General features: G+C 70.6%; 23 protein-coding genes and 1 tRNA gene. 15 read left to right on the plus strand and 9 right to left on the minus strand.

Annotated features, from left to right (window positions below):
* Positions 1 to 216 precede the first annotated feature (216 nt).
* Positions 217 to 906 carry a 16S rRNA (guanine(527)-N(7))-methyltransferase RsmG gene (gene rsmG, locus J4557_RS07915; RefSeq protein WP_307799531.1) on the minus strand — a complete coding sequence of 230 codons (690 nt, stop codon included), beginning with the start codon at positions 904 to 906 and terminating at the stop codon, positions 217 to 219.
* 201 nt (positions 907 to 1,107) lie between these two features.
* On the opposite strand from rsmG, the gene J4557_RS07920 reads away from it, so the two are divergent.
* Positions 1,108 to 1,596, plus strand: a complete 489-nt coding sequence (locus J4557_RS07920) for a DUF6458 family protein (RefSeq protein WP_208265757.1) — start codon at positions 1,108 to 1,110, stop codon at positions 1,594 to 1,596.
* 1,082 nt (positions 1,597 to 2,678) lie between these two features.
* Here J4557_RS07920 and J4557_RS07925 read toward each other — a convergent pair.
* Genes J4557_RS07925 through rpmH form a run of 5 tightly spaced genes read right to left on the minus strand, consistent with a single transcriptional unit; the run spans position 2,679 to position 5,117 of the window.
* The gene (locus J4557_RS07925; protein WP_190857646.1) at positions 2,679 to 3,164 is read right to left on the minus strand and encodes a Jag family protein; all 486 of its coding nucleotides are present in this window, start codon (positions 3,162 to 3,164) and stop codon (positions 2,679 to 2,681) included.
* 36 nt (positions 3,165 to 3,200) lie between these two features.
* Positions 3,201 to 4,238 carry a membrane protein insertase YidC gene (yidC, locus tag J4557_RS07930; protein ID WP_208265758.1) on the minus strand — a complete coding sequence of 346 codons (1,038 nt, stop codon included), beginning with the start codon at positions 4,236 to 4,238 and terminating at the stop codon, positions 3,201 to 3,203.
* Complete coding sequence (gene yidD / locus J4557_RS07935; RefSeq protein ID WP_208265759.1) at positions 4,231 to 4,602, minus strand: membrane protein insertion efficiency factor YidD; 372 nt, start codon at positions 4,600 to 4,602, stop codon at positions 4,231 to 4,233. Before yidD ends, yidC begins: the two co-directional genes overlap by 8 nt.
* Complete coding sequence (rnpA, locus tag J4557_RS07940) at positions 4,599 to 4,967, minus strand: ribonuclease P protein component (protein ID WP_208265760.1); 369 nt, start codon at positions 4,965 to 4,967, stop codon at positions 4,599 to 4,601. Before rnpA ends, yidD begins: the two co-directional genes overlap by 4 nt.
* Before the next feature lie 12 nt (positions 4,968 to 4,979).
* Positions 4,980 to 5,117, minus strand: coding sequence for a 50S ribosomal protein L34 (gene rpmH, locus J4557_RS07945; protein ID WP_151593908.1), 138 nt, complete (start codon positions 5,115 to 5,117; stop codon positions 4,980 to 4,982).
* A 771-nt stretch (positions 5,118 to 5,888) separates the two neighbouring features.
* Between rpmH and dnaA the strand changes: the two genes are divergently transcribed.
* The 10 genes from dnaA (at position 5,889) to J4557_RS07995 (ending at position 20,022) form a co-directional block, all read left to right on the plus strand.
* Complete coding sequence (gene dnaA / locus J4557_RS07950; RefSeq protein WP_208265761.1) at positions 5,889 to 8,144, plus strand: chromosomal replication initiator protein DnaA; 2,256 nt, start codon at positions 5,889 to 5,891, stop codon at positions 8,142 to 8,144.
* A 652-nt stretch (positions 8,145 to 8,796) separates the two neighbouring features.
* Positions 8,797 to 9,939: a DNA polymerase III subunit beta gene (gene dnaN / locus J4557_RS07955; RefSeq protein WP_190857656.1), complete on the plus strand. Its 1,143-nt coding sequence runs from the start codon at positions 8,797 to 8,799 to the stop codon at positions 9,937 to 9,939.
* Positions 9,940 to 10,037: 98 nt separating this feature from the next.
* Positions 10,038 to 10,958 (plus strand): phosphogluconate dehydrogenase (NAD(+)-dependent, decarboxylating), encoded by a 921-nt coding sequence (gnd, locus tag J4557_RS07960; RefSeq protein ID WP_208265762.1) that lies wholly within the window; start codon positions 10,038 to 10,040, stop codon positions 10,956 to 10,958.
* 72 nt (positions 10,959 to 11,030) lie between these two features.
* Positions 11,031 to 12,155, plus strand: a complete 1,125-nt coding sequence (recF, locus tag J4557_RS07965) for a DNA replication/repair protein RecF (protein ID WP_208265763.1) — start codon at positions 11,031 to 11,033, stop codon at positions 12,153 to 12,155.
* Positions 12,156 to 12,315: 160 nt separating this feature from the next.
* Complete coding sequence (locus J4557_RS07970) at positions 12,316 to 12,837, plus strand: DciA family protein (protein ID WP_208265764.1); 522 nt, start codon at positions 12,316 to 12,318, stop codon at positions 12,835 to 12,837.
* A gap of 442 nt (positions 12,838 to 13,279) precedes the next feature.
* The gene (gene gyrB, locus J4557_RS07975; protein ID WP_208265765.1) at positions 13,280 to 15,217 is read left to right on the plus strand and encodes a DNA topoisomerase (ATP-hydrolyzing) subunit B; all 1,938 of its coding nucleotides are present in this window, start codon (positions 13,280 to 13,282) and stop codon (positions 15,215 to 15,217) included.
* A gap of 91 nt (positions 15,218 to 15,308) precedes the next feature.
* Positions 15,309 to 17,816 (plus strand): DNA gyrase subunit A, encoded by a 2,508-nt coding sequence (gyrA, locus tag J4557_RS07980; RefSeq protein ID WP_208265766.1) that lies wholly within the window; start codon positions 15,309 to 15,311, stop codon positions 17,814 to 17,816.
* A gap of 42 nt (positions 17,817 to 17,858) precedes the next feature.
* The gene (locus J4557_RS49370) at positions 17,859 to 18,791 is read left to right on the plus strand and encodes a DUF3566 domain-containing protein (protein WP_307799524.1); all 933 of its coding nucleotides are present in this window, start codon (positions 17,859 to 17,861) and stop codon (positions 18,789 to 18,791) included.
* 89 nt (positions 18,792 to 18,880) lie between these two features.
* Positions 18,881 to 18,957 (plus strand) — tRNA-Ile (locus tag J4557_RS07990).
* Between the two features lie 432 nt (positions 18,958 to 19,389).
* A complete protein-coding gene (locus J4557_RS07995) occupies positions 19,390 to 20,022 on the plus strand; it encodes a 2'-5' RNA ligase family protein (RefSeq protein WP_208265767.1) in 633 nt (210 codons plus the stop codon).
* A 196-nt stretch (positions 20,023 to 20,218) separates the two neighbouring features.
* Here J4557_RS07995 and J4557_RS08000 read toward each other — a convergent pair whose 3' ends face one another.
* Together J4557_RS08000 and J4557_RS08005 are read right to left on the minus strand one after the other, a co-directional pair.
* A complete protein-coding gene (locus J4557_RS08000; RefSeq protein ID WP_208265768.1) occupies positions 20,219 to 20,641 on the minus strand; it encodes a DUF6924 domain-containing protein in 423 nt (140 codons plus the stop codon).
* Between the two features lie 786 nt (positions 20,642 to 21,427).
* Positions 21,428 to 21,655 (minus strand): hypothetical protein, encoded by a 228-nt coding sequence (locus tag J4557_RS08005; RefSeq protein ID WP_208265769.1) that lies wholly within the window; start codon positions 21,653 to 21,655, stop codon positions 21,428 to 21,430.
* A gap of 201 nt (positions 21,656 to 21,856) precedes the next feature.
* Here J4557_RS08005 and J4557_RS08010 point away from each other — a divergent pair, with 201 nt between their 5' ends.
* Complete coding sequence (locus J4557_RS08010) at positions 21,857 to 22,426, plus strand: RNA polymerase sigma factor (protein ID WP_208265770.1); 570 nt, start codon at positions 21,857 to 21,859, stop codon at positions 22,424 to 22,426.
* Positions 22,419 to 23,543, plus strand: a complete 1,125-nt coding sequence (locus J4557_RS08015; RefSeq protein ID WP_208265771.1) for a hypothetical protein — start codon at positions 22,419 to 22,421, stop codon at positions 23,541 to 23,543. Before J4557_RS08010 ends, J4557_RS08015 begins: the two co-directional genes overlap by 8 nt.
* 454 nt (positions 23,544 to 23,997) lie before the next feature.
* On the opposite strand, the gene J4557_RS49375 is transcribed toward J4557_RS08015, so the two are convergent.
* Positions 23,998 to 24,291 carry a hypothetical protein gene (locus tag J4557_RS49375; RefSeq protein WP_243775475.1) on the minus strand — a complete coding sequence of 98 codons (294 nt, stop codon included), beginning with the start codon at positions 24,289 to 24,291 and terminating at the stop codon, positions 23,998 to 24,000.
* On the opposite strand from J4557_RS49375, the gene J4557_RS08020 reads away from it, so the two are divergent.
* Positions 24,280 to 24,714, plus strand: coding sequence for a DUF2243 domain-containing protein (locus tag J4557_RS08020; protein ID WP_243775470.1), 435 nt, complete (start codon positions 24,280 to 24,282; stop codon positions 24,712 to 24,714). The two genes, J4557_RS49375 and J4557_RS08020, sit on opposite strands and share 12 nt — an antisense overlap.
* 101 nt (positions 24,715 to 24,815) lie before the next feature.
* Positions 24,816 to 25,565, plus strand: a complete 750-nt coding sequence (locus tag J4557_RS08025; protein WP_307799527.1) for a cytochrome c oxidase assembly protein — start codon at positions 24,816 to 24,818, stop codon at positions 25,563 to 25,565.
* Positions 25,566 to 25,628: the final 63 nt, after the last annotated feature.

Here is a 25,628-nt window from a genome sequence, read left to right on the forward strand (position 1 = left end):
CGGACGTCGTGTTACCCCACATTGCGTGCCCCGAGGGCGCGGCCGCCGGCGTCGTCGCGGCGCCGGCGTCCCCCCGCGTCCCCTCGTCGGCCTGCGCGCCCTGACCCGCGGCGATCTCCCGCGCGGGCTCGGCGGCACCGGTCCCGCCCGGGCCGGGCGGCTGTTCGTCGGGGGATTCGTCGGCGCGGTCAGGCCGTCCCAGTCCTGGTCCCGTGCTCATGAAGACCTCTTCCTCGACCTTCCAGCGCGTCGGGGCGCGCTCTGTCGTCGCCCGGCCGCTGCACTCCGGTCCGCCGGCCTGCCGGCGACCACACGGACAAGCGTTGTCGGCGGGTCGACCATACCGCGCCCGACTTGGAGCAGTTCGGTCTGCCGCACTCCGAAACGCTGCAAAACGGGCGCGGCCTCCTCGAGTTCGGCGGCGGCCCGCTCGCCTTTCAGCGCGAGCAGTTCGCCGCCGGGCCGCAGCAGCGGCAGCGCCCACTTGGCGAGACGTTCGAGGGGGGCCACCGCGCGCGCCGTCGCGACGTCGACCGAGAACTCCTTGGTGACGTCCTCGGCCCGGGCGCGGCGGACCTCGACGTTCCGCAGATCGAGCATCTCGACGCACTCGCTGAGGAACGTGGTCCGCCGGAGCAGCGGCTCCAGGAGCGTGATGCGCAGGTCGGGCCGGACGATCGCGAGCACGATGCCGGGCAGTCCGGCACCGGATCCGATGTCGACGACCTGGGCGTCCGCCGGGATCGCCTCGGCCACCACCGCACAGTTGATCAGGTGGCGTTCCCACAGCCGGTCGGCCTCGCGCGGGCCGATCAGCCCGCGTTCGACGCCCGCGTCGGCGAGGAACGCCGCGTAGCGCTCTGCAACCGGCAGTGTTTCCCCGAAAACCTCGCGTGCAATCCCCACCGTACGAATCGTTCCATAAAACGGCGTGGCGGCGTACACACGCAACGTCCCCGGAGGCAACCGCATGACGCTTTCAAGGGACGAACCCCCTCTGACGAGGCCCGCTCCTTGCGATATGGCAAGAACCACATGTCCTGCCGCATATTCGGCGCTCGCCGGGTAGAGGGACGGTGTCGCCCCCCTTGGAAGGAGCTCCGAGCCATGGGAATCGGAGTCAGTCTCGCGTTCATCGCCATCGGAGCGATCCTCGCGTTCGCCCTCCGCGTCGACCTCTCCGGCGTCGACATCCACCTTGTCGGCTGGATTCTGATCGTGGTCGGGGCCGTGAGCATGGCCTTCACCCTCAGGTACACGCGCCCGCGGCGCCGCGCCGGCCGGGTGGTCGGAGCAGACCCGGCTTACGGGGACGAGCCGGGCACCGTGGTGCGGGAGGAGCACATCATCGAGGACCCCGCCCCTCCGGGACGTCCCGCCGAGCGCGTCGAACGCGTCGTCGAGCACCCCGCGGACGAAGGGGTGGCGCACGGGCACGCCGCGCAGGACCCCGCGTTCTCGCAGGATCCCGCCCGGGCCCAGGACCCGGCCGAGGAGAACAACACGGCGGTCGACACCGACGCGGTCGACCCGCTCCGCGACCCCGCGCCGCGCGAGCGGAGCGTGTACGGACGGACGCCGCGCGGACGCAGGTGATCGCAGTCCGCCGGGCGGTGCCGCCGTCACCGTCCGGACGGAGCCGGGCGGCGTTCGCCGCGACCACCGACCCGGACTCGTCCGACCGATAGACCAGCCCGGTGTGCTTTGGGCGGCGGTGCACACCGGGTTCCAGGGGCCCCGCGCCGGTCAGGGCGCGGGGCCCCGCCCTGTCCGCCTGCGTGACGTGACGTCCCGCACCCGGCCGCTTGCCTGAGACGTCTCGGCCCTCGGCTGAAGCCGCCCCATCCGGCCAGTCCCCGACAAGCCGCCATCTCTCGTCGGCCCCAGCTCTCCCCACCTGTGGATAACAAGGCCCTTTATCCACAGGGCTTCAAGGCTCAGACGAGCAGCGTCCAGTCACCCGGGCATCCGGCTACAGCCCCTCACCTGCGGCGATTGGAGGCCGACCAGCGTCGCTCCGGATCGTCTCCCGCCGGAAGATCACCTGGGGAAACAGGAGAGTTCGATGCGGGGTTATCCACAGAACTACGTTCCAGTTCCCCCACGAGGCGGCGGGGCTTGACCATGGGGATATGCGGGTCCGCCCCCGGGCGGGAGGGGCCTCTATTCAACATCAAGCTCGCGTCCACGTCCACGCCCACACCTACGCGATCCGAGGAATCCACAGCCCGCGCCATGCCGAGCAATCCACACCATGCGAACCCGCACCAAGCCGAGCAATCCGCGCCATGGCACGCGATCCCGCGCCATGGCCGAGCAACCCCGCGTCCCGCACAACCCCGCGCCCCGCACAACCCCGCGCCCCGCGCCGCCCCGCAACCTCATTTCACACGCAACCCCGCATCCGGCGCCGCCCCACGCCCCACGCCGCCCCACGCCCCACGCCGCCCCACGCCCCACGCCGCCCCACGCCCCACGCCGCCCCACGCCCCGCGGCGTGCCGCGTCCCGCGCAGCCCCAGGTCCCGCGCTATGCCAGGCATCCCGCCCCACCTCACAGCACACCCCCGGGTCGCCCGGGCATGCGAACGGCCCCGGCGTTGGTGTCTGCCGGGGCCGTTCGGTGGTCTGGCTGTCGGTTGTGGAAACCGCGTCCTGCGTTCGCCGGGCGGAGATCCGTCAGGACGGGTAGACGACCACGTAGCGGTCGGGCTCCTCGCCCTCGGACTCGCTGCGCAGGCCGGCCGCCGCCACCGCGTCGTGGACGATCTTCCGCTCGAACGGCGTCATCGGCGCGAGCGGCTTGGGCTCGCCCGCCTGCTTGACCTCGTCGGCGACGTCGGTGCCGAGCTTGGTCAGCTCGGCGCGGCGGCGCTCGCGGTAGCCGCCGATGTCGAGCATCAGCCGGGTGCGGTTGCCGGTCTGCCGGTGCACGGCCAGCCGGGTCAGCTCCTGCAGCGCCTCCAGAACCTCGCCGCGCTTGCCGACCAGCTCGTCCAGCGAAGCGCCGACCACCGCGACGATGGCGCGCTCGCCCTCGACGTCCATGTCGATGTCGCCGTCGTAGTCACCGATGTCCAGCAGGCCCTCGATGTAGTCGGCGGCGATCTCGCCTTCCTGCTCGAGGGCCTGGACGTCGACCTCGGTGGTGTCGGTCTGGCTCAACGGGGTCTCCTTCTTCGGCGAGGACAGAGGTCCAAACTAGCGCTTCTGGCTTCCGCTGCGCTTGCTGCGCGGCTTGCGGGTCGGCTGGTTGCGGACGACCTTGGGCTTGGTGTCCTCGGGCTCGGGAGCGGGCTCCGGCTCCTTCTTGAGCTTGGCCTTGATCCCGGACGGCGCCTGGCCGTTCTTGCCGGCGGCCGCCTTCGCGCCCCCGGTCTTGGCTCCCGCGGCCTTGGCACCGGGCTTCGCGGCGGTCTTCGTCCCGGTGGTCTTGCCGCCCGGCGCGGGCTTGGCGGTGGCGGTGTCGTCCGCCTTCTCACCGGGCGGCGGGAAGCGCTTGTAGATGTAGTGCTGCTGCGCGAGCGTCCAGCTGTTCGACGTCACCCAGTACATGAGGACGCCCAGCGGGAAGCCGAGGCCGAAGAGGCCGAACAGGGGCGCGAGGAAGACCATCATCTTCTGCGCCTGCATCATCGGGTTGGCGTCGGCCGCCGCGGCGGGCTGGCGCTTCATGCTGGCCCGGACGGTGAAGAACGTCGTGCAGGAGCTGATCACCACGGCGATGCCCGTGACGACGATCGCGCCCCAGGTCTTGTCGCTCCAGGCGTTCAGGAACGTGTCCGGGATGTGCGCGCCGAAGATGTTGGCGTGCTGGGCGCTCTGCACCAGGTCCGCCGACATCGCGAAGACGCCGTGGCCGGGCTTGGCGTCCGAGATCCGCTTGAGGGTCTGGAACAGGCCGATGAAGACCGGCATCTGCACGACCAGGGGAAGGCACCCCGACAGCGGGTTGGCGCCGTTCTCCTGGTAGAGCTTCATGACCTCCTGGTTGAGGCGCTGCTTGTCGTTCTTGTACTTCTTGCGCAGCGCCTGAACCTTCGGGTTCAGCTCCTGCATCTTCCGTGAGGCGTGGATCTGCTTCACGAAGAGCGGCACGAGGATGAGCCGCAGCATGACGGTCAGCAGGATGATCGAGCCGCCCCACGCCCATCCGCTGTCCTTGGGGAAGACGACACTCAGCCCCGCGTGAATCCACACGATGAGCTGAGAGACGATCTCGTATAGCCAGTCAAGCACCGGGCAGCTCCTTGGGCTCTGCTAGGGCGGGGCCGCTCTCCTCGCGGCCGGAGTTCGAAGAAGCCGCCTTCGCCTTCGCGGAGGGCGTCTTCTTCGGCGGCACCGGGTCGTAGCCGCCGGGGTGGAACGGGTGGCACCGCGCGATCCGGCGGACCGTCAGCCACGTGCCGCGCGCCGCCCCGTGCACCTGGAGGGCCTTGAGGCCGTAGGTGCTGCAGGTCGGGGTGAAGCGGCACTGCTGCCCGAGCAGGGGACTCAAGAAGCGGCGGTAGGCGCGGACGAGAAGGATCAACACCGCGGCGACCGGACCAGGGGTGGTCGCCGGGCGCTGGTCGGTGAACGGTTTCCCGTGCCGGTTCCTCATCTCCGCCCCTTGGACGCGGGCCGCAGCAGCCGGTCGAGCGCCGACTCGAGATCCGCGGCCAGATCGTCAGGGCGCGCCTCGCCCGCGCGGGGGTTGGCGCGCACTACGAGCAGGCTACCCGGTGGAAGCCGGTCCACGTGCCCGCGCGCGAGGTGCCGGAGGCGCCGCCGCACCGCGTTGCGGGTGACGGCGTTGCCGACGTTGCGCGCCACGATGAACCCGACCAGCGCCGGGCCGGCGGTCTCGGCGTCCTCTTCCCTGCGGAGCAGGTGGACGACGACGTTAGGCCGTCCGGCGCGGCGTCCGCGCCGGACGGCCAACGAGAAGTCGTCCCGCCGCCGCATCCGGTGCCCGGACGGCAGCATGAGAGAGGTCGGTCAGACCGCGACGCGGGCGCGGCCCTTGCCGCGCCGCGAGGAGAGGACGGCGCGCCCGGCGCGCGTGCGCATCCGCAGCCGGAAGCCGTGCTTCTTGTGGCGGCGGCGGTTGTTCGGCTGGAATGTACGCTTGCTCACTTTGAGGCTCCAGTGCTGCGGTCGGTTCGACTAGAAAGGCTCGATAGCTCGCATCGAGGGCCCGCGTTCGGTCCCCCGCAGCGGGGGCCCACCCGTGCCGTCCGGGCGGACGACCGGCGGGCACGCGTCACCTCCGTCGATGCGACTCGACCTCAGCACGTTACGGGCTATCCGCCCGCCGGGTCAAACGGATCATCGCCTTCGCGGCCGCGTCGGCCGTTCCGTCCGGGTGCGGCACCCCGGCCCGAGCACGGCACTCCTGCCCGAGTGCGGCACTCCGGGCCGAGCACGGCACCCCCGGGCCGAGCACCCCGCCCCGAGCACGGCCCTGCGCCAGGCGGCCGGCGTGCGGACGGTTCTCTGACGGGGCGGCCGGCGTGCGGGAGCCGGGCCGTGTGGATGCCGGCGGCTTCGTGTTGCGGGTGCGATCGGCAGGGGTTAGGGTCGTCCTTCCGGGCACGCCGACATTCCTGTGACGATCTGGATCGCAGTCGGTGTTCCGCCCGCCGAACCCCCCGTCAGAGAACCGCCCGCGCACCGGCCGCCGAAGTGGCCGGAGACCTCCCGTCCCCGCGTCTCCCGCCCCAGCGGCGGAGTTTTGCACAGGGTCCCGCATGCCTATGCACAGCATGTGGACAACTCTGTGGACAACTCGTGAGAGAGTAAGGCTTCCGCGTCGCGGCCGTGCCCAACGAGGCGGGCCGCAACCCGTGGGAGAGCCGGGCAGTCAGGTACTCCGTTGACCGGAGTTGTGGGGAGGGGACCTTGCGCATGGACGGTCAGGATCTCGGATCGGTCTGGGCCCGCACCCTCACCGCACTGTCTGAGAGCGATCTGTCCCCGAGCTACCGCGCATGGCTGCCGATGGTCCGCCCGCTTGCCCTGGTGGAGGGGACGGCGCTGCTCGCGGCGCCGAACGAGTTCGCCAAGGACGCCCTGGAGACGCGGCTGCGCAACCTCATCACGCAGGCGCTCTCCCATGAGCTGGGCAGGGAGATCCGTGTCGCGGTGACGGTCCAGCCGGAGCCGCCCGCGGTGCCCGGGCCCGGTCCGGGCGGCGGGTCCCGCGCGGGGTCGGGCGAGCCGCTGCCGGCGCCCGTACCCGGCGGCGGCGGGCTGCACGAGTCCGCACCTCCTTCTTATGGCGAACGGCCGCTCGAGGACCGCGAGCGCGACCGGGACCGCGACCGGCCCTACACGGATCAGCAGCCGTACGGCGACTCTCCTTACTCGGAGCGTCAGGATTACGGCGACCGCTCGTATCCGGAGCAGCCGTTCGGCGACCCGGGGTATCGCGCGCCGTCCGAAGTTACCCACAGGCCCGGCCTTCCCGGTGGATATCCACAGGGCGACGACGACCGTGGATGGCCGCAGCGCGACAACGACCACGGCGCGCCGTTCCCTCCGGCTCCGCGTCCCCCTGCGTACGGCGCCGGTCCGGGCGGCCGTGGGCCGTCCTCCTACGACCGAGGCCACGTCCCCGGTTTCCCGGGGCGCGGCCGTCCGCAGGAGGGATTCGGCGGCCAGGAGGGATTCGGCGGTTCGGAGGGGTACGGGGCCGAGCCTCCCGGACGGCCGCCGCACGCGCCGTCGCATCTCAACGACCGGACCCTCGGCCCGCTGCGTCCGGGGGGGCGCGGCGAACCCCTCGGGCGGGAGCCTCAGCACGGTTCCGCCGAGCCTCCGCTGGGACACGACGAGGAGTCGTACAAGACGGAGTTCCCCAGCGCGGAGAAGTCGTACACAGGGCCGGAGCAGTACCCGGCGTCCGAGCAGTACCGGGGTGACGAGCCGCCGTACCGCGGTGAAGGCGGTTTCCGCGACGACGACGCGTCCGACTCCCGTGGACCGGTCCCCGCACCAGGCGGCCCCTCGGGACCGGGAGGTCCAGGCGGGCCCGGCGGCCCCGGAGGTCCCGCCTCCGCCGGATCGGGCGGCCCTGGGGGCGCGCGCGAGGGTGGCGGCGGTCAGGGCGCCGGCGCGTCCGAGCACGCCCGGCTGAACCCGAAGTACACGTTCGAGACGTTCGTCATCGGCTCCTCGAACCGGTTCGCGCACGCGGCGGCCGTCGCCGTCGCCGAGCAGCCCGCGAAGGCGTACAACCCGCTGTTCATCTACGGGGACTCCGGTCTCGGCAAGACGCACCTGCTGCACGCGATCGGCCATTACGCGCAGAGCCTGTTCAATGGCGCGCGGGTCCGGTACGTCAGCTCCGAGGAGTTCACGAACGACTTCATCAACTCGATCCGCGACGGCAAGGCGGACGGGTTCCGCCGCCGCTACCGGGACGTCGACATCCTCCTCGTCGACGACATCCAGTTCCTTGAGGGCAAGGAGCAGACGCAGGAGGAGTTCTTCCACACCTTCAACACGCTCCACAACGCGAGCAAGCAGATCGTGATCTCCAGCGACCGGCCTCCCAAGGAGCTGGTCACGCTGGAGGACCGGCTGCGCAACCGGTTCGAGTGGGGCCTGACGACCGACGTCCAGCCGCCGGAGCTGGAGACCCGGATCGCGATCCTGCAGAAGAAGGCCCGCCAGGAGGGCCTGGCCGCGCCGCCGGACGTGCTGGAGTTCATCGCCTCGCAGATCGCGACGAACATCCGGGAGCTGGAGGGCGCGCTGATCCGGGTGACGGCGTTCGCGAGCCTGAACCGGCAGTCGGTCGACATGAAGCTGGCGGAGATCGTCCTGAAGGACCTGATCCCGAACGACTCCGGCCCGGAGATCACCGCCGCGATGATCATGGCACAGACGGTGGAGTACTTCGGCACGACGATCGAGGACCTGTGCGGGCCGTCGCGGTCCCGGATGCTGGTGACGGCCCGGCAGATCGCGATGTACCTGTGCCGGGAGCTGACGGACCTGTCCCTGCCGAAGATCGGCCAGCAGTTCGGCGGCCGCGACCACACGACCGTGATGCACGCCGAGCGCAAGATCCGCTCGCTGATGGCGGAGCGCCGCGCGATCTACAACCAGGTCACGGAGCTCACCGGACGGATCAAGCACCAGGCCCGCAAGCGCTGAGGAAAAGCCTGGGGACGGCCGCGTCCGGCCCTTCCCAGGCTGTGTACAAGGATCGTGCACAGGCCCGTTCGAACGCCCGCTCGAAGCAGTGCCGGACGGCGCCCGAACCAAGATCGACACGCACAGCCTGGGGATAACCCTGGGGATCCCGACCGAAAGGCCGGGGAAAACCTGCGGACAACATGGGGACGACTCGTGGACCGATTGTGGAAGCCCTGGGGACGGCCACCCGGCATCATGGGGACGAACCCGTGGACAAGCTGGGGAAGCCTTGGGGACGTCCTGGGGACGGCCCCGACCGGTCCCCGCCACGACGGCCGGCCGCCGCTGCGGCCGGGGAGAACCTGCGGAAAACTCGTGGACAACCGGGGGATGACGTGAGGATGACGTGTGGGGACGGATTCGCCGTCCCCAGCGCGGCTCGCCGCGTCCACCGCCGATGCACAGCCCCCGTGGACAGAGATCCGCGGCCTCACCTGCGAGAACGCGGGCTGTCCACACTATCCACGGCCCCTATTACTGGTACTGCACTACTTCTCTACTCAAGAAAAGATCCAACTCAAGCTAGGGCCTGGGGACAACGCGCCCCGAGCGCCCGAGCCGAGGCCGAACCACCTCAGCCTTGTCCGACACCTGCAGGAGGCGGGTCCCCTTGAAGTTCCGCATCGACAGAGACGCCCTGGCCGACGCCGTGGCCTGGACGGCGCGCACGCTGCCGGTCCGGCCCCCGGTGCCGGTGCTCGCGGGCATGCACATCGTCGCCGGAGGCGAAGGCAACGACGACCGCCTGAAGCTGTCGGCGTTCGACTACGAGGTCTCCGCGCAGGTCTCGACGGAGATCGACGTGGAGGAGGCGGGGACGGCGCTGGTGTCCGGCCGCCTGCTCGCCGAGATCTCGCGCAGCCTTCCTCCCCACCCTGTGGAGGTGACGACCGACGGCGCGAAGGTGATGCTGCGCTGCGGGAGCGCGAAGTTCACCCTCCTCACCATGCCTGTGGAGGACTACCCGTCGCTGCCGGAGATGCCGCCGGCCGCGGGCGCGGTGGGCAGCGACGAGTTCGCCGCGGCCGTCGCGCAGGTCGCGATCGCCGCGGGCAAGGACGACACGATCCCCATGCTCACCGGTGTGCGTGTGGAGATCGAGGGCGAGACGGTGACGCTCGCGTCGACCGACCGGTACCGGCTGGCCGTCCGGGAGCTGCACTGGAAGCCGGAGCGGCCGGACTTCTCCGCGGTCGCGCTCGTCCCGGCGAAGACGCTCGCCGACACCGCCAAGTCGCTGACCGCGGGCGCCGAGGTGTCGATGGCGCTCGCCGGGACCGGCGGCGCCGGCGAGGGCATGATCGGCTTCGAGGGCGGCGGGCGCCGCACCACCTCGCGGCTGCTGGACGGCGACTTCGTCAAGTACCGGTCGCTGCTGCCGAGTGAGTACGCGGGTCTGGCGGAGGTGAACACGGGGCAGTTCATCGAGGCGGTGAAGCGCGTGTCGCTGGTCGCCGAGCGCAACACCCCCGTGCGGCTGTCGTTCAGCCAGGGCGAGGTCGTCCTGGAGGCGGGGACGGGCGACGAGGCGCAGGCCGTGGAGGCCCTGGAGGCCACGCTGGAGGGCGAGGACATCGACATCGCCTTCAACCCCGGGTTCCTGCTCGACGGGCTCTCGGCGATCGGCTCGGACGTCGCGCGGCTGTCCTTCACGACGCCGACCAAGCCGGCGGTGCTGACCGGCAAGCCGCCGCAGGACGGTGAGAACCCGAACTACCGTTATCTGATCATGCCGGTGCGGTTGTCTGGGTAAAGACCGGTCCTAGGGCATACCTGGGGGAGACGACCGGTCCGCGGGGGAGTCGCCCCCGCGGACGGGCACGGGCAGTAACGCACAGGGGAGAAGTGAGCATGGAGCTGGGCATCATCGGCCTGGGCAAGATGGGCGCCAACATGGCCGAGCGGCTGCGGCGCGGCGGTCACACGATCATCGGGTACGACCACAACGCCGATCTCAGCGACGTCGGCTCGGTCGAGGAGCTGGCCCGGCGCCTCACCCCGCCCCGTGCCGTGTGGGTGATGGTGCCCGCGGGCGGCCCCACCCAGGACACCGTCAACAAGCTGGGGGAGGTCCTCGACGAGGGCGACCTCGTCGTGGACGGCGGTAATTCACACTATGTGGACGACCAGAGGCACGGCGAGGAGCTGGCGGCGAAGGGCATCGCGTTCCTCGACTGCGGCGTCAGCGGCGGCGTGTGGGGCCTGCAGAACGGCTACGCGCTCATGGTCGGCGGCGACGACGAGAACGTGAAGCGGATGATGCCGATCTTCGAGACGCTGAAGCCGGAGGGCGAGTACGGCTTCGTGCACTCGGGGAAGATCGGCGCGGGCCACTACGTGAAGATGGTCCACAACGGCATCGAGTACGCGATGATGCAGGCGTTCGGCGAGGGCTACGAGCTGATCGAGGCGAGCCCGCTGGTCACGCGGGTGCCGGAGACGTTCCTCAGCTGGCAGGAGGGCACGGTCATCCGGTCCTGGCTGCTGGACCTGCTGAACCGCGCCCTCAAGGACGACCCGGAGCTGGACGACCTGCGCGGCTACGCCAACGACTCCGGCGAGGGGCGCTGGACGGTGCAGGCCGCGGTGGAGCACGCGGTGCCGCTGCCGGCGATCAGCGCGTCGCTGTTCGCGCGGTTCGCCTCCCGGCAGGACGACTCCCCCGCGATGCGGGTCGTCGCCGCGCTGCGCAACCAGTTCGGCGGGCACGCGATCGAGTCCGCCAAGGGCGCCGACTCCCCCGGCGCCGACGTGGAGCCCCCGAAGCTCTGACCCGCCGCGGAGTTATCCACAGAACGCGCCGGGTGTGTGGGCGGCGCGCGAAAGGCTCTACCCTCGTGTCCCGTGCACGTCGCCCACCTCTCGCTCCAGGACTTCCGGTCGTACGCCACCGCGGAGGTGGCGCTCGCGCCGGGCGTGACCGCGTTCGTGGGGCCGAACGGGCAGGGCAAGACGAACCTGGTCGAGGCGATCGGGTACGTCGCGTCGCACGGCAGCCACCGCGCCGCGACGGACGCGCCGCTCGTCCGGCAGGGCGCGCCGCGCGCGATCGTCCGCGCGGGGGTGGTGAAGGACGACCGCAAGGCGCTGATCGAGCTCGAGATCAACCCGGGGAAGGCGAACCGGGCGCGGCTGAACCGGTCTCCCGTCCCCAGGCCGCGGGGGATCCTGGGGATGCTGCGGACGGTGCTGTTCGCCCCCGAGGACCTCGCACTGGTGAAGGGCGACCCGGGGGAGCGCCGCCGGTTCATGGACGAGCTGCTGACGGCGCGGGCTCCCCGGTTCGCGGCGGTCCGGTCCGACTACGAGCGGGTCCTCAAGCAGCGCAACGCGCTGTTGAGGTCGGCGGCGGCGCACCGCCGGTCCCCCGGCCCGGAGGTGCTCGCGACGCTGGACGTGTGGGACGCGCATCTCGCGCGGACCGGCGCGGAGCTGCTGGCCGGGCGGCTGGAGCTGGTGGAGGCGCTGCGCCCGCTCGTCTCGCGCGCGTACGCGGCGCTCGCCCCGGCCAGCGGCCTGGCGGATCTGCACTACCGGAGCTCGCTGGGCGCCGAGGAGTTGTCCACAGACCGTGGACGGCTGGCCGAGCAGCTGCTCGCCGGTGTGGCGGAGGCCCGCAAGCAGGAGCTGGAGCGCGGGGTGAGCCTGGTCGGGCCGCACCGCGACGAACTCGTCCTGCGGCTGGGGGAGCTGCCCGCGCGCGGGTACGCCAGCCACGGCGAGTCGTGGTCGTTCGCGCTGGGGCTGCGGCTCGCGGCGTTCGACCTGCTCCGCGCGGACGGCGACGACCCGGTGCTGATCCTCGACGACGTGTTCGCCGAGCTGGACACGGGGCGCCGCAGCCGGCTGGCGGAGATGGTGGCCCCCGCGGAGCAGGTGCTGATCACCGCGGCGGTGCCGGCCGACGTCCCGGAGGAACTGACGGGCGGGTCCTATACCGTCTCCGACGGCCGGGTCGTCCGGGACTGACCGGAAGGGGGCGCAGGTGAGCAGTGATCCCCAGAAGCCGGGGGACGGGGGAGACCGTCCCGGCTCGGGCGCCGATGATCCACAGGATGTGCACAACTCCCCCGGTCCGGTGAATTCTCCGGAACCCGGGGGTGTGGACGGGGCCGGTGATCCCCAGGCTGTGGACGGCGGGGCGTCCGCCGCGGCCGGGGTCTCCGGGGAGCCGGCGGCCCCGGCGAAGTCGGGGATCGAGCTGGCGCGGGAGGCGCTGGCGCAGGCGAAGGCGGACGCGCTGAAGCGCGGCACGCTGCCCGGCCAGGGCGGCCGGCGCAAGGGCGCGGCGAAGCCCGTCCGCACGCGGGACCCGGGCCGCGGCGGCGACCCGAAGGCGTTCGGCGCGGCGATCCGGGAGCTGCTGGCCACGCGCGGGTGGGAGCAGCGCGCGGCGGTCGGCGGCGTGTTCGGCAACTGGGCCGGCATCGTCGGTCCCGAGCTGGCCGAGCACACCCGCCCGGAGCGGTTCGAGGACGGGGAGCTCACCGTCGCCGCCGACTCCACGACGTGGGCGACGCAGCTGCGGCTGCTGTCGTCGACGCTGGTGCGGCGGCTGAACGAGGAGCTGGGGCACGGGACGGTCCGCCGGGTGAAGGTGGTCGGCCCGGCGTCGGGCCCCCGCCGCACCGGTGCGTGGCGCGTACGCTGAATCGCCGGTCAGTGGCGGCGGCGGGCCGTCGGGAAGTGACGTCGCGGGGAAGTGACAAGGCGGCGGGCCGCTCTGCGCGGGGACGGGGCGCCGGTTGCGCGGGGTGACGGGATGTCGGTGGCGGGTGGGAACATCTGTTCGGGAAGCCCGGTGATGAGTTCAGCAACGAGGGCGCCGTAGGCCAGAGAACCCCCCTAGGGCTATGGGGGGATGCATCTCCAGGCCCGCTCGGCCGCCACACGCGCACACAGCGCTCGGGAGTGCCACTTTTCGCCGTGTGACCCGGTAGAATGATGACGGGTTCAGGATGCTGCACCGCCATGGGGTGCCCGGAGCTCTACCGAACAAGTACGGAGCACTAGGGCGCCCTCATGTGTGTACGGGGCACACCGCGCTCCCCTGGGCGCGGGGCGGCTCACCATCCCCGGCAGGAGGATCTCCTTTGGCGTACGACGCTAGTTCGATCACTGTCCTTGAAGGCTTGGAAGCGGTGCGCAAGCGTCCGGGCATGTACATCGGGTCGACCGGTGAGCGCGGCCTCCACCACCTGGTCTACGAGATCGTGGACAACTCGGTCGACGAGGCCCTCGCGGGCTACGCCGACGACATCGTCGTGACGCTGCGCGCGGACGGCGGCGTCAGCGTGGTCGACAACGGCCGCGGCATCCCGGTGGGCGAGCACCCGGTGGAGAAGCGGCCGGCGATCGAGCTGGTGCTGACGACGCTGCACGCCGGGGGCAAGTTCGACGGGAAGTCCTACGCGGTCTCCGGCGGCCTGCACGGCGTCGGCTCGGCCGTGGTGAACGCCCTGTCGACCCGGCTGGAGGCCGAGGTCAAGGTGGACGGCCACGTGTGGCGGCAGTCCTACACGTGGCAGGGCCCCGAGACCGAGTTGCGGAAGGGCGAGGAGACCGGCGAGACCGGGACCCGCATCACCTTCTGGCCCGACGGCGACATCTTCGAGACCCTCGAGTGGAACTTCGAGACGCTGTCGCGCCGCATGCAGGAGATGGCGTTCCTGAACCGGGGCCTGTCGATCACCCTCCGCGACGAGCGCCCCGACCACTCCAACGGCGAGCCGCACGTGGTGAAGTACTACTACGAGGGCGGCATCGAGGACTTCGTCCGCTACATCAACGCGCGCAAGGAAGCGGTCCACGAGTCGACGATCTACTTCGGCGACGACACCGAGGGCATGTCGGTGGAGATCGCCATGCAGTGGAACTCCTCGTACGCCGAGTCGGTGCACACGTTCGCGAACACGATCAACACGGCGGAGGGCGGCACCCACGAGGAGGGGTTCCGCGCGGCGCTGACCACGATCGTCAACCGGTACGCGCGCGACAAGGGGCTGCTGCGCGAGAAGGACGACAACCTCACCGGTGAGGACGTCCGCGAGGGCCTGACCGCGATCATCTCGATCAAGCTCGCCGACCCGCAGTTCGAGGGTCAGACGAAGACCAAGCTCGGCAACACCGAGGCGAAGTCGTTCGTGCAGCGGGCCTGCAACGAGCACCTGCGCGACTGGTTCGAGGAGAACCCGGGCGAGGCCAAGGAGATCATCAACAAGGCGTCGCAGGCCGCGCGCGCGCGTGTGGCGGCGCGGCAGGCGCGCGACCTGACCCGGCGCAAGAGCCTGCTGGAGTCGACGTCGCTGCCCGGCAAGCTGTCGGACTGCCAGTCGACCGACCCGTCCAAGTCCGAGCTGTACATCGTCGAGGGCGACTCGGCGGGCGGCTCGGCGAAGGGCGGCCGCGACCCGCACTTCCAGGCCATCCTGCCGATCCGGGGCAAGATCCTGAACGTGGAGAAGGCGCGGATCGACAAGATCCTCAAGAACAACGAGGTTCAGGCGATCATCACCGCGCTCGGCACCGGGGTGCACGACGAGTTCGACATCTCCAAGCTGCGATACCACAAGATCATCCTGATGTCGGACGCCGACGTCGACGGCCACCACATCAACACCCTGCTGATGACGCTGCTGTTCCGGTTCATGAAGCCGCTGATCGAGGCCGGGCACGTGTACCTGTCGCAGCCCCCGCTGTACAAGATCAAGTGGGACGCCCGGGGCAACGAGGCCGACTACGCCTTCTCCGACGCCGAGCGCGACGCGATCATCGAGGCCGGGATCGCGGCCGGCAGGCGCGACCCGCGCCCCCGCGACCAGGTCCAGCGCTTCAAGGGCCTCGGCGAGATGAACGCCAACGAGCTGTGGGACACCACGATGGACCCCGACAACCGGGTCCTGCTGCAGGTGCAACTCGACGACGCCGCGCAGGCCGACGAGCTGTTCAGCGTGCTCATGGGCGAGGAGGTCGAACCCCGCCGGGAGTTCATCCAGCGCAACGCCAAGGACGTGCGCTTCCTCGACATCTGACAGGTGCGGCGGCCCCGGCCCGCCCTGACCGGCGGCGGGGCTCCCATCGGGCGTCGTACTTCGTTCCCACTTAGCAGAAGAGGTCTTGAGAGTGACGGACGTGACCACAGAGGGTGGACACCCGGGCGAACGGATCGAACCGGTCGACATCCAGGTCGAGATGCAGAAGAGCTATCTCGACTACGCGATGTCGGTCATCGTCGCGCGCGCGCTGCCCGAGGTCCGCGACGGACTCAAGCCGGTCCACCGCCGCGTCCTGTACGCGATGTACGACGGCGGCTACCGGCCCGACCGCGGCTACTTCAAGTGCGCCCGCGTCGTCGGCGACGTCATGGGGAACTACCACCCCCACGGCGACTCGGCGATCTACGACGCGCTGGTCCGCCTGGCGCAGCCGTGGTCGATGCGGTACCCGCTGGTCGACGGGAACGGCAACTTCGGGTCGCGCGGCAACGACCCCGCCGCGGCGATGCGGTACACCGAGTGCCGCATGGCCCCCCTGGCGATGGAGCTGCTGCGCGACATCGACAAGGAGACCGTCGACTTCTCCCCGAACTACGACGGCCGCTCCCAGGAGCCCGACGTCCTGCCGTCGCGGTACCCGAACCTGCTGGTCAACGGCTCCGCCGGCATCGCGGTCGGGATGGCCACCAACATCCCGCCGCACAACCTGCGCGAGGTCGCCGACGGCGTCCGCTGGTTCCTGGAGAACTACGGCGCGTCCGACGACGAGCTGCTCGAGGCGCTGATCGAGCGGATCAAGGGCCCCGACTTCCCGACCGCCGGCCTGATCGTCGGCCGCAAGGGGATCGAGGAGGCGTACCGCACCGGCCGCGGCTCCATCACGATGCGCGCCGTCGTCGAGGTCGAGGAGATCCAGGGCCGCACCTGCCTGGTCGTCACCGAACTCCCCTACCAGGTCAACCCGGACAACCTCGCGCTGAAGATCGCCGAGTCCGTCAAGGACGGCAAGCTCGACGGCATCGCCGACGTCCGCGACGAGACGTCCGGCCGGACCGGCCAGCGCCTGGTGATCGTCCTCAAGCGGGACGCGGTCGCCAAGGTCGTCCTGAACAACCTGTACAAGCACACGCAGCTGCAGGAGACGTTCGGCGCCAACATGCTCGCGCTGGTCGACGGCGTGCCGCGCACGCTGCGCGTCGACCAGTTCGTCCGGCACTGGGTCGCGCACCAGATCGAGGTCATCGTCCGGCGCACCCGCTTCCTGCTCCGCAAGGCCGAGGAGCGCGCCCACATCCTGCGCGCGCTGCTGAAGGCGCTCGACCGGATCGACGAGGTCATCGCGCTGATCCGCCGGTCGCCGTCGGCCTCGGAGGCGCAGCAGGGCCTGATGGACCTGCTGGAGATCGACGAGATCCAGGCGCAGGCGATCCTGGACATGCAGCTGCGCAAGCTCGCCGCCCTGGAGCGCCAGGCGATCACCGACGAGTACGACAAGCTGATGGCGGAGATCGCCGACTACAACGAGATCCTGGCCTCGCCGGAGCGGCAGCGCCAGATCGTCGGCGACGAACTGGCCCCGATCGTCGAGAAGTTCGGCGACGAGCGGCGCACGCAGATCATCCCGTTCGACGGGGACGTGTCGTACGAGGACCTCATCGCCGAAGAGGACGTCGTCGTCACCATCACCCGCGGCGGCTACGCCAAGCGCACCAAGACGGACCTGTACCGGGCGCAGCGGCGCGGCGGCAAGGGCATCCGCGGCGCGCAGCTGAAGCAGGACGACATCGTCGACCAGTTCTTCGTCACCACGACGCACCACTGGATCCTGTTCTTCACGAACAAGGGCCGGGTGTACCGGGCGAAGGCGTACGAGCTGCCGGACGCCGGGCGCGACTCGCGCGGCCAGCACGTCGCGAACCTCCTCGCGTTCCAGCCGGACGAGCACATCGCCCAGGTCATGGACCTGCGCGACTACGAGGTCGCCCCCTACCTCGTGCTCGCCACGAAGAAGGGCCGCGTCAAGAAGACCGCGCTGAGCGACTTCGACTCGCCCCGCACCGGCGGCATCATCGCGATCAACCTGGTCGACGACGACGAGGTGATCGCCGCGCGGCTCGTCTCCGCCGAGAACGACCTGCTGATGGTGTCCACCGGCGCGCAGGCGATCCGGTTCCACGCCGACGACGACTCGCTGCGCCCGATGGGCCGCGCCACCTCCGGCGTGATCGGCATGCGCTTCGAGGAGGACCAGGAAGTCCTGAACATGCTCGTCGTGAAGGACTCCGACCACGATGTCCTGGTCGCGACCGAGGGCGGCTACGCCAAGCGGACCCCCGTCGACCAGTACCCGGTCCAAGGACGGGGTGGTAAGGGAGTTCTCACCGCTAAGATCGTGGAATCTCGCGGCAGGTTGGTAGGGGCTCTGATGGTCCGCCCGGACTACGAGGTCTTCGGCATGACCTCGAACGGCGGGGTCATCCGCACCAGCGCAGCGGAGATCAAGCAGTCCGGCAGGCAGACCATGGGCGTCCGCCTGATGAACCTCGCCGAGGGGGACAGCGTGGTCGCCATCGCGAGGAACGTAGAGTCCACCATTGAGGACTCAGTCGACGCCGAGGGGGGCGATGGTGAGTGACGCGTCCGTCCGCCTCACCGAGCCGCTAGGCCAGGAGGACACGTGAGCACGGAGCCCGGCAAGAGCAAGGGCGGGCCCGGCGGGGGCCGCAGCGGCAAGGGGGCGGCCGGCAAGCCCGCCGGCCGCCCGGCCGCCTCCGGGAAGTCCGGGGACGGGACCGTCGCCGCGGCGTCCGCGAAGCCCGCCCGGGACGAGGCCGCCGCCGAGGTCGACTCCGACGCCGCCGCGCCGGACAAGGGCTCGAAGTCCTCGTCGGGCTCCTCCGGTTCGGACGAGACCCGGGTGGACCTCGCCCACCTGAAGGCCGAACCGGAGACGTCCGGGACGCCGGAGATCGCGCCGGTCAGGGACACCGCCGAGCCGTCCAGGCCCGCCAGGCCCGCCAAGCCCAGCTGGACCAAGCCCGCCGAACCGTCCGGCTCCGTCTCCACGGGCCGGACGGAGAAGCCGCCGGTGCCCCCTCCCGCGCCGCCCGCCGCCGCGTCGGGCGGCGGCTCGGGCGGCCGTGCCGGGTCCGGCTTCGCCGGGACCGTCCTGAAGGACCGGCCGTCCGCCGCGGTCGCCCCGATGAACTCCAAGTCGCCCGCGCAGGCGAAGCCGGCGCGCAAGGCCCAACTCCAGCTCGCCCGGCTCGAGCCGTGGTCGGTGATGAAGTTCAGCTTCGTGATGTCGCTGGTCTGCTTCGTCGTCCTGGTGGTCGCCGTCGTCGTGCTGTACGTGATCCTGTCCGGCCTCGGCGTCTTCGACGCGATCAGCGACACCGTGAACAGCCTCACCAAGCAGCAGGGCGACACCACCGGCGGCGTCGACGCCGGCAACTGGTTCTCCTTCGCCCGCGTGTTCGGCTACACGGTCCTCGTGGGCGCCCTGAACGTCCTGCTCATCACCGCCCTCTCGACGGTCGGCTCCGTGATCTACAACCTCGCCGCCGACCTCGTGGGCGGCGTCGAGGTCACCCTCAAGGAGGCCGAGTAGCGCGATCCCGCCGCCGCCCGGCAATCGATTTCCGGTTGCCCTTCCACATGGGGTAATCTCTGGTTGCGCCGCAAGGGCGGCGGCAGTGCGGGCCTATAGCTCAGTCGGTTAGAGCGCATCCCTGATAAGGATGAGGCCGGTGGTTCAAGTCCACCTAGGCCCACCAGCTCAGAGCCCCCACCGGGTCACCGGTGGGGGCTTTTGACAGTGGTCCTCGACGTCGCCGTCAGCGTAGCCCTCCATGGTCATGGAGACCTTCACGTGAGGATGGCAATCCAGAGACGGATTCCGGCGGGCTTCGGAGACGCGCTCCCGCACGGCGCGTTCGCGACAGGCCCGCCGACAGGAGCCAACGAGTCGTTCGCGCGGCACACCCAAGCCAAGACGGCGCGCTGGCAGAACCGCTTCATCGAGGCAGCCGACCTCGCCCGCCAAGGACCCGAGGCCAGCCCGCCGCCGAGCCCTGTTCGCCCTCTCGGTAGCGACGCGGACCGTGACCCCGACAGCGCCCGACCAGTCCTCTCGCCGCTCAGTTCAGGCAGTCGATCCGCGATGTCAATGCCACCGCCCTGATCGACGATGCCGACATGGAGAGTTCATGAGTCCGCTGCCCGCGCAGATGGTCGACCGCTGGCAGAACCGCCAAGAACCAGGACCGGGGCAGGGAACCGTCTACTGGCACATGCTGGTGGGCGACCAACCCGAGGCGCGGGACATCGCGGACGCAGCACAACAGCGACTCGCCGACTTCACCGGCCTGCACATGACGCCCGCCGAGTGGCTGCACATCACCACCCTCGTGGTCGGCTCGACCGCCGAGATCACCGATGACCAGCAACAGGACATGCTCAGGACGGCGTCAAGCCTTCTCGCCGAGATCCCTCCCGTTTCCGTGACGCTCGGCCGCATCCTGTACCACCCTGAGGCCATCATCCTGGCCATTCGTCCCACCGAAGCCCTTGGACGGGTACGGACCGCCATCCAGGCAGCCACGCTGAAGGTGACCGGGCGCGAAGGCCATACCGAAGGCCCCGCACAATGGCTGCCGCACATGACGATCGCCTACAGCGAGACCGAACAGCCGGCCCAGCCGCTCATCAACGCACTCGGCCGCGAGCTTCCTAACCGCGAGATCACGCTCAACGCCGTGAACCTGGTCGTCCAACGAGGCCCGGAACGGCTCTGGGACTGGCATCCGATAGGGCGCGCCACCCTGCGCGGTGACCCCTAGAACACTGCCGAATTCCACCGTTTGAGATCGAGCGGCGGCGGCGCTCAGGCCGCTGCGCGGCCACGCGCCATGCCGCCCGAAGGCGCGGTCCCCCGGCCGCACATCGCTGCGTGGCCGCGCTTGCCGCCGTTCGCGTGAACAGGCACTTGATGCGCGGGGCTGCGGGTGCGGTGTCGGGCACATGGGACCGTCAGGATCAGTCCCCATCGAAGCCACGGAAAGTACCGGACTCGTCCGCGGCGTCGGCGAAATCGGCGAAGTCCATGTTCGCGATGCTCAGATTGGCGGAGACATCGCCGTACCAGCGGGGCGGTAGGCGGAAGGTACGACCGGGTTCCTCGTATAGATCGACGGCGAGCAGCGAGCGTTCATCCCCGGTCATGGTGGTCGCGTCGGCAAGGAACAGGTAGGTCAGCTTCTCCTCGTCGGCGGCAGCGGCGTCCGCGGCGACTAGCGTTTGGACACTCACCCCGGCGTACGCCGGATCGCTGACGTAGGTCGCGCCGCCGCTATGGGAGGCTTCGAGCGCTGCTTTCAGAGCCTCCCAGGCCATGTCATCGGTGAAATCGGTGCGCATGACCAAGGAGGCCAGGTCGGCGGGCTCGGGCAGGGGAGTCATGCTCAGGATCTTCCTATACGTACTCAACTTCTCAACACGGCGTGCAAGCGTCGGACGGCGGTGACAGCAGCCATGACAGCACCAGGAGCGAACACCAGCGGACGTCGTCACCCCTCACCGCAAGGACAGCACGGCGAACCGAGCTAGCGACCTTGGTCGTGATCGAACTGAAGGATGAGGCCGGTGGTTCAAGTCCACCTAGGCCCACCAGTTCAGAGCCGCCCACCAGGCAGCCCAGCCGCTTAAGAAGCGTTGTGGTCACGTGCCGCAGGTCGCGAAGCCGGATGCGGCGCAGCTCCGCTTCGCGCAGAGCACTCCCGCGCGCATTGGTCTGTCACGGGGTTGCGCGCTGTTCGCGCGGGATCACCTTCCGGACCGGTCTGCTCCTCTGTTGCGGTCCGCGCTCGTTATGCGCTCCGGCCGACGTCAAGGCCTCCGAAGCGCCAGGGCACATCGGAGAGGCACATGGGGGACGCGATCATGTACGAGGCGTTGAAAGTCGGCCGACGGGACAAGGGCCGAGTCAGGGGTGCTGTGCGCGGGTCAGGGCCAACTCAGCAGGTCGGCGATGAAGTCAACGAGAGCCTCAACGATCCTGCCGGGCCACCGCTTCTTCCGTCTGCGTTTGCGTGTCACGAAGGGCTCACTTCGACTGGTGAAGGCTAATGAACGGGCTCATCCAGGCACCAAGGAACCGTCCAGTCGCCGGGCGTCACGGCAATCGAGGTTAGCCGTGCGGAACAATCGCGGAACCCCCGACGGCCCCGCCCAATGGAGGCCGCCAGTTCAGCCCAGGTCGGAGGAGCCGACCTTCTCGAACATCGCGGCGTAGACGATCAGGACCAAGGAGGCGCTGCCCACAAGGCAGTGCGTGACCAGCCACCAGCGGCTCACCCACTTGGTGGCCACGGCGGCGATCAGTGGCACGACCATGACCCCCCAGGCCAGCAGGGTCAGAAGCCCGGCCAGCAGGCCGCCTGGAGTGGGGCTGCTGCCGTCGACATAGTTGGACATCTCGAAGCCGGCCCAGATGAGGAGAAGCCAGGCGGCGACCCTGGCCAGGTCGGCCGCTCACCGTTGACGGTCCGCGCGCGGCCGTGCGTCCGTGGTCTCCGGCACCGCTCCCGGGCGAGAGGCGCATGATTTCTCTTGTCGCTGGTGATATCGGGCTTGTTCTGCTCACTTCTCTGTGTGACGGGATTGGACGAGCGTGGCGTGAGCAGTCGAGGGCCTCGCGCCGAGTGCGCGGACCGGGGCTCGACCGGATGGTTCGATGACCTGTTCGGCCGGTACTTCGCCCGCGTGTACGCCTACGCGGTGACGCGGGTCGGCAGCACGCTCGCCGAGGAGGTGGCCAGCGAGACGTTCGCCATCGCGTGGCGGCGCCGCGACGTGGTGCCGGACGTCCCGCTCGCCTGGCTGATCGGCATCGCACGCAACGTGATCCGGGAGCAGTGCCGGCAGGCGCTGCGCCAGGACCTCATCGCCGCGGAACTGCATGCCTGGGCGGCGGCCTCGCCGCCGGTCACCGGGGACGTCGCCGAGCTCATCGTCGACCGGAACGTCCTGCTGCGGGCGCTCGCCGCGCTGCCGGAGGGGGACCGAGAGGTCCTGATGCTGCTCGGCTGGCACGGGCTGTCACCGCGCGAGGCCGCCGACGTCCTGGGCTGCTCCCGGCCCGCGCTGGCCATGCGCATCCACCGGGCCCGCCGGCACCTCGACCGCCACATCAACGACGCGGCCCGCGACCCGGATCCGGGAAGTGAAGGGGACACCGATGAGTAGGACGACCGATCTGCTGGCGACGATGGCGGCCGTCCGGCCGGACCGGCTCGACCCGCCCACCGATCCTGGACGGCTCGAACGCGTCCGCGCCCGCGCGATGTCGGAACCTGAACCGGATCGGGCGCCGGCTCGGGTGCTCGGGCGGCGCGTCCGGTACGGCGGAGCCATCGTCGCGGCTGCGGCCCTGGTCGCCGGGCTGATCGTCATGGCACGCCCCTCCGGGCCGGACACGGGTCCGCCGTCGGCACGACGGGCGCTCCTCGTCGCCGCCACGACACTCCAGGAAGCCGACACGGCGACCGGACGGTACTGGACGGCCGACCTCAGCTCCGTCACCACGGCGACCTACCTGGGCGGCACCGCCGCGGGGCCGCCACCCGGCACCGCGAAACCCTTGTACCGCTACACCTCGACGTGCGACGCCCGGCTCTGGGCAGCCCGATCCGGACGCGACCCCAGCTGGCTCGTCGTCGATGCGGTCACCGACAGGAGGCTGAGCGGCGCCGACGAACGCGCCTGGCGGCGGGCCGGCGCGCCGCGTCCCGACTCGTGCGAGATCCACGGCATGAGCGTCGGCCTGCGGTCGGCCCCGCCCGCGGCGCTCGCCCTGCGGCGCAGTATGCGCACGACCTCGCAGGACGAGCCGACCTATCCGACCGCGGCGAGCGTACCCATCACCCCCGATCAAATCGCCGCGCTGCCCACAGATCCCACGGCGCTCAAGGCCACGCTGGACGGGTTCTGGCTCAACGCCACCACCCCCTCAGCGAAGCCGAAGGCAGGCAGGACAGTCCCGCTGGACGTCACGTTCCAGCAGATCACCGACCTGCTGGTCGGCGCTCCCGCGCCGCCCGCGGTCCAGGCCGCCCTGTACCGGGTGCTGGCCCGCCTGCCGATCGACCGCAGCCGCGGAACCGTCACCGACCGCCTCGGCCGCCACGGCGTCGCCTTCTGGACCGCCACCGGAGCCATGGAGACCAGGCTGATCATCGACTTGCGGACCGGGCACCCGCTCGCCGTGGAGAGCCGCCTCGCGGGCGAGCTCGACGGGTACACCCTCATCCGCAGACAGGGCTGGACCGACACCGGCCCCACCCTTCCGGCCCATCGCCTCTGAGGCGCGTCCCCGTCATCCGGCCCCAGGGTGCTGCCTCAGCGGATCCCGCTGTCGTAGTTGATCTCCACACGCGCATACACGTGAGCATGGACGGTGACGGGGATCGTCGATCGTCTCAAGAGCGGGGTGGGGGAAGACTGCCAGGGGCTTCGCACCACGTGAAGCGTGTAGTGGCCGGGTGCGAGGCGCACTCGGAAACGCCCTTGGCCATCCGTCCGGATGAAGGCGGCCACTCCGGGCCAATCATGCCGCGTCACCACCGCCGACATCTTCACATGGCCAACGGGGCACACTTGCCCGGCGCGCTGTGCAGGGCACGTCGGCCCTACCGTCGTCTGCCCCGCCAGTCCACTGCCCGAAGCCGTCGAGGAGAGCCAGGCCGGTTCGACCGCGCCCAGGGCCAGCACTCCCAGCGCCGTCCCGGCAGCGATCTTCCAAGCCCTTCGCATGGCTCTCAGACGCTCGGAAGCCGTGGACGAGTTCCCATGGCGAGCACGGCCGCTCGAATACGGCGGATCCGCCTACCCGAGCGAATAGTCGGGTCGGAGCCGGGTAGCGGCCCGTGTGGCGGAGCCTGATCCCGGCGCTGCCACGCCCGCGCCTGGAAGGGAGAGACGATGGCCGCCGCCACCGAACGGATCGGCGCCGGTGCCGGGCCGGCCAGCCTGAGGTTGCCCGGGATCGTGCTGGGGTCGGCCTCGGCGGCTTCGTCGACGGGATCCTGCTGCACCAGCTCCTGCAGTGGCACCACATGCTCACCAGCACCAACACCGACCGGATCGGGGTGAAGTACTACAACCCCCACACGGTCTCCGGGCTGGAGATGAACACGGTGTGGGACGGCCTGTTCCACGTGGTGTGCTGGCTGGCGGTGCTGACCGGACTGGCCATCCTGTACTCGCGGGTCACCCACCGGCGCCGCCGGGTGTGGACCTCCCAGGTGCTGTGGGGGTGGATGCTGGTCGGCTGGGGGCTGTTCAACCTGGTCGAAGGCATCATCGACCATCAGATCCTCGGTATCCACCACGTGCACGGCGGCCCGCACCAGATCTGGTGGGACGTGGGCTTCCTCCTGCTGGGCGCGGTACTGGTGGGCGTCGGATGGCTGGTGCAGCGCACCGGAACCCCGTTCGACCCCGAGCCCGACGACGGCCGGTCACGGCGCGCATGATGCCGGGCCATCCGATGCCGGGCCATCCGATGCCGGGCCATCCGATGCCGGGCCATCCGATGCCGACGCACGGCGGCGTGGGATGGGACACCGTGCTCGCGGTGGCCGGTGTGGCTGCCATCGCGGTCGCCTACCTGCTGCTGGCGCACCGCGGAAGCAGCCGGGCGGCCCGCCCCGGGGACAGGTGGCGCGCGGCGATGTTCCTGGCCGGGTGCGCCCTGTCGGCGGCGGCGCTGCTACCGCCGATCGCGCCGTTCGCGCATGAGGATTTCCGTGGCCACATGCTCCAGCACATGCTGCTGGGAATGTACGCGCCGCTCGCCTTGGTCCTGGGCGCCCCGATCACCGTGCTCCTGCGCGCACTGCCGGCGCAGCGGGCCCGGACCCTGACCGGCGTACTGCGCACGAAGCCGATGGGGGTTCTCGCCAACCCCATCACCGCGCTGGTGCTCAGCACCGGCAGCCTTGCCGTGCTGTACTTCACCCCGCTCTACGACGCCTCGGCCGCCCGGCCGCCGCTGCACTGGCTGCTGCACGCGCACTTCGTGCTCTCGGGGTGCCTGTTCGCCTGGGTCATCGCCGGACCCGACCCCGCACCGTCACGACCCGGCGTCAGAGCACGGCTGCTCGTCCTCGGCGCGGCCATCGCCCTGCACGCCGTCATCGCCCAGCTGATGTACGGCGGATTCCTCATCGACGTGCACGCACCCATCGCCCAGGTCCGCGGCGGTGCGGAGATCATGTATTACGGCGGAGACGTCGCCGAGCTCCTGCTCGCCGCCGCCCTTGTCGCCACCTGGCGCCCCGCCGGCCGCCCCGCCCGGGTGCGACGGCCGGCGTTCGAGGACTAGTCGGGAGCGGTGTCCACAGGTCGAGGCACCGCCGCTCCCCCGGCACCCCGCCCTCCTGGCGGG

The sequence above is a fragment of the Actinomadura nitritigenes genome, from assembly GCF_017573545.1.
Classification (GTDB): Bacteria; Actinomycetota; Actinomycetes; order Streptosporangiales; family Streptosporangiaceae; genus Spirillospora; species Spirillospora nitritigenes.

Coding starts and splice junctions, on each gene's coding strand:
- gnd (WP_208265762.1), top strand. CDS start 10,038: ATGGAGCTGGGCATCATCGGCCTGGGCAAGATGGGCGCCAACATGGCC.
- J4557_RS07920 (WP_208265757.1), top strand. CDS start 1,108: ATGGGAATCGGAGTCAGTCTCGCGTTCATCGCCATCGGAGCGATCCTC.
- rnpA (WP_208265760.1), bottom strand. CDS start 4,967: ATGCTGCCGTCCGGGCACCGGATGCGGCGGCGGGACGACTTCTCGTTG.
- J4557_RS07995 (WP_208265767.1), top strand. CDS start 19,390: ATGAGTCCGCTGCCCGCGCAGATGGTCGACCGCTGGCAGAACCGCCAA.
- yidD (WP_208265759.1), bottom strand. CDS start 4,602: ATGAGGAACCGGCACGGGAAACCGTTCACCGACCAGCGCCCGGCGACC.
- J4557_RS08005 (WP_208265769.1), bottom strand. CDS start 21,655: ATGTCCAACTATGTCGACGGCAGCAGCCCCACTCCAGGCGGCCTGCTG.
- J4557_RS08000 (WP_208265768.1), bottom strand. CDS start 20,641: ATGACTCCCCTGCCCGAGCCCGCCGACCTGGCCTCCTTGGTCATGCGC.
- dnaA (WP_208265761.1), top strand. CDS start 5,889: ATGGACGGTCAGGATCTCGGATCGGTCTGGGCCCGCACCCTCACCGCA.
- J4557_RS08015 (WP_208265771.1), top strand. CDS start 22,419: ATGAGTAGGACGACCGATCTGCTGGCGACGATGGCGGCCGTCCGGCCG.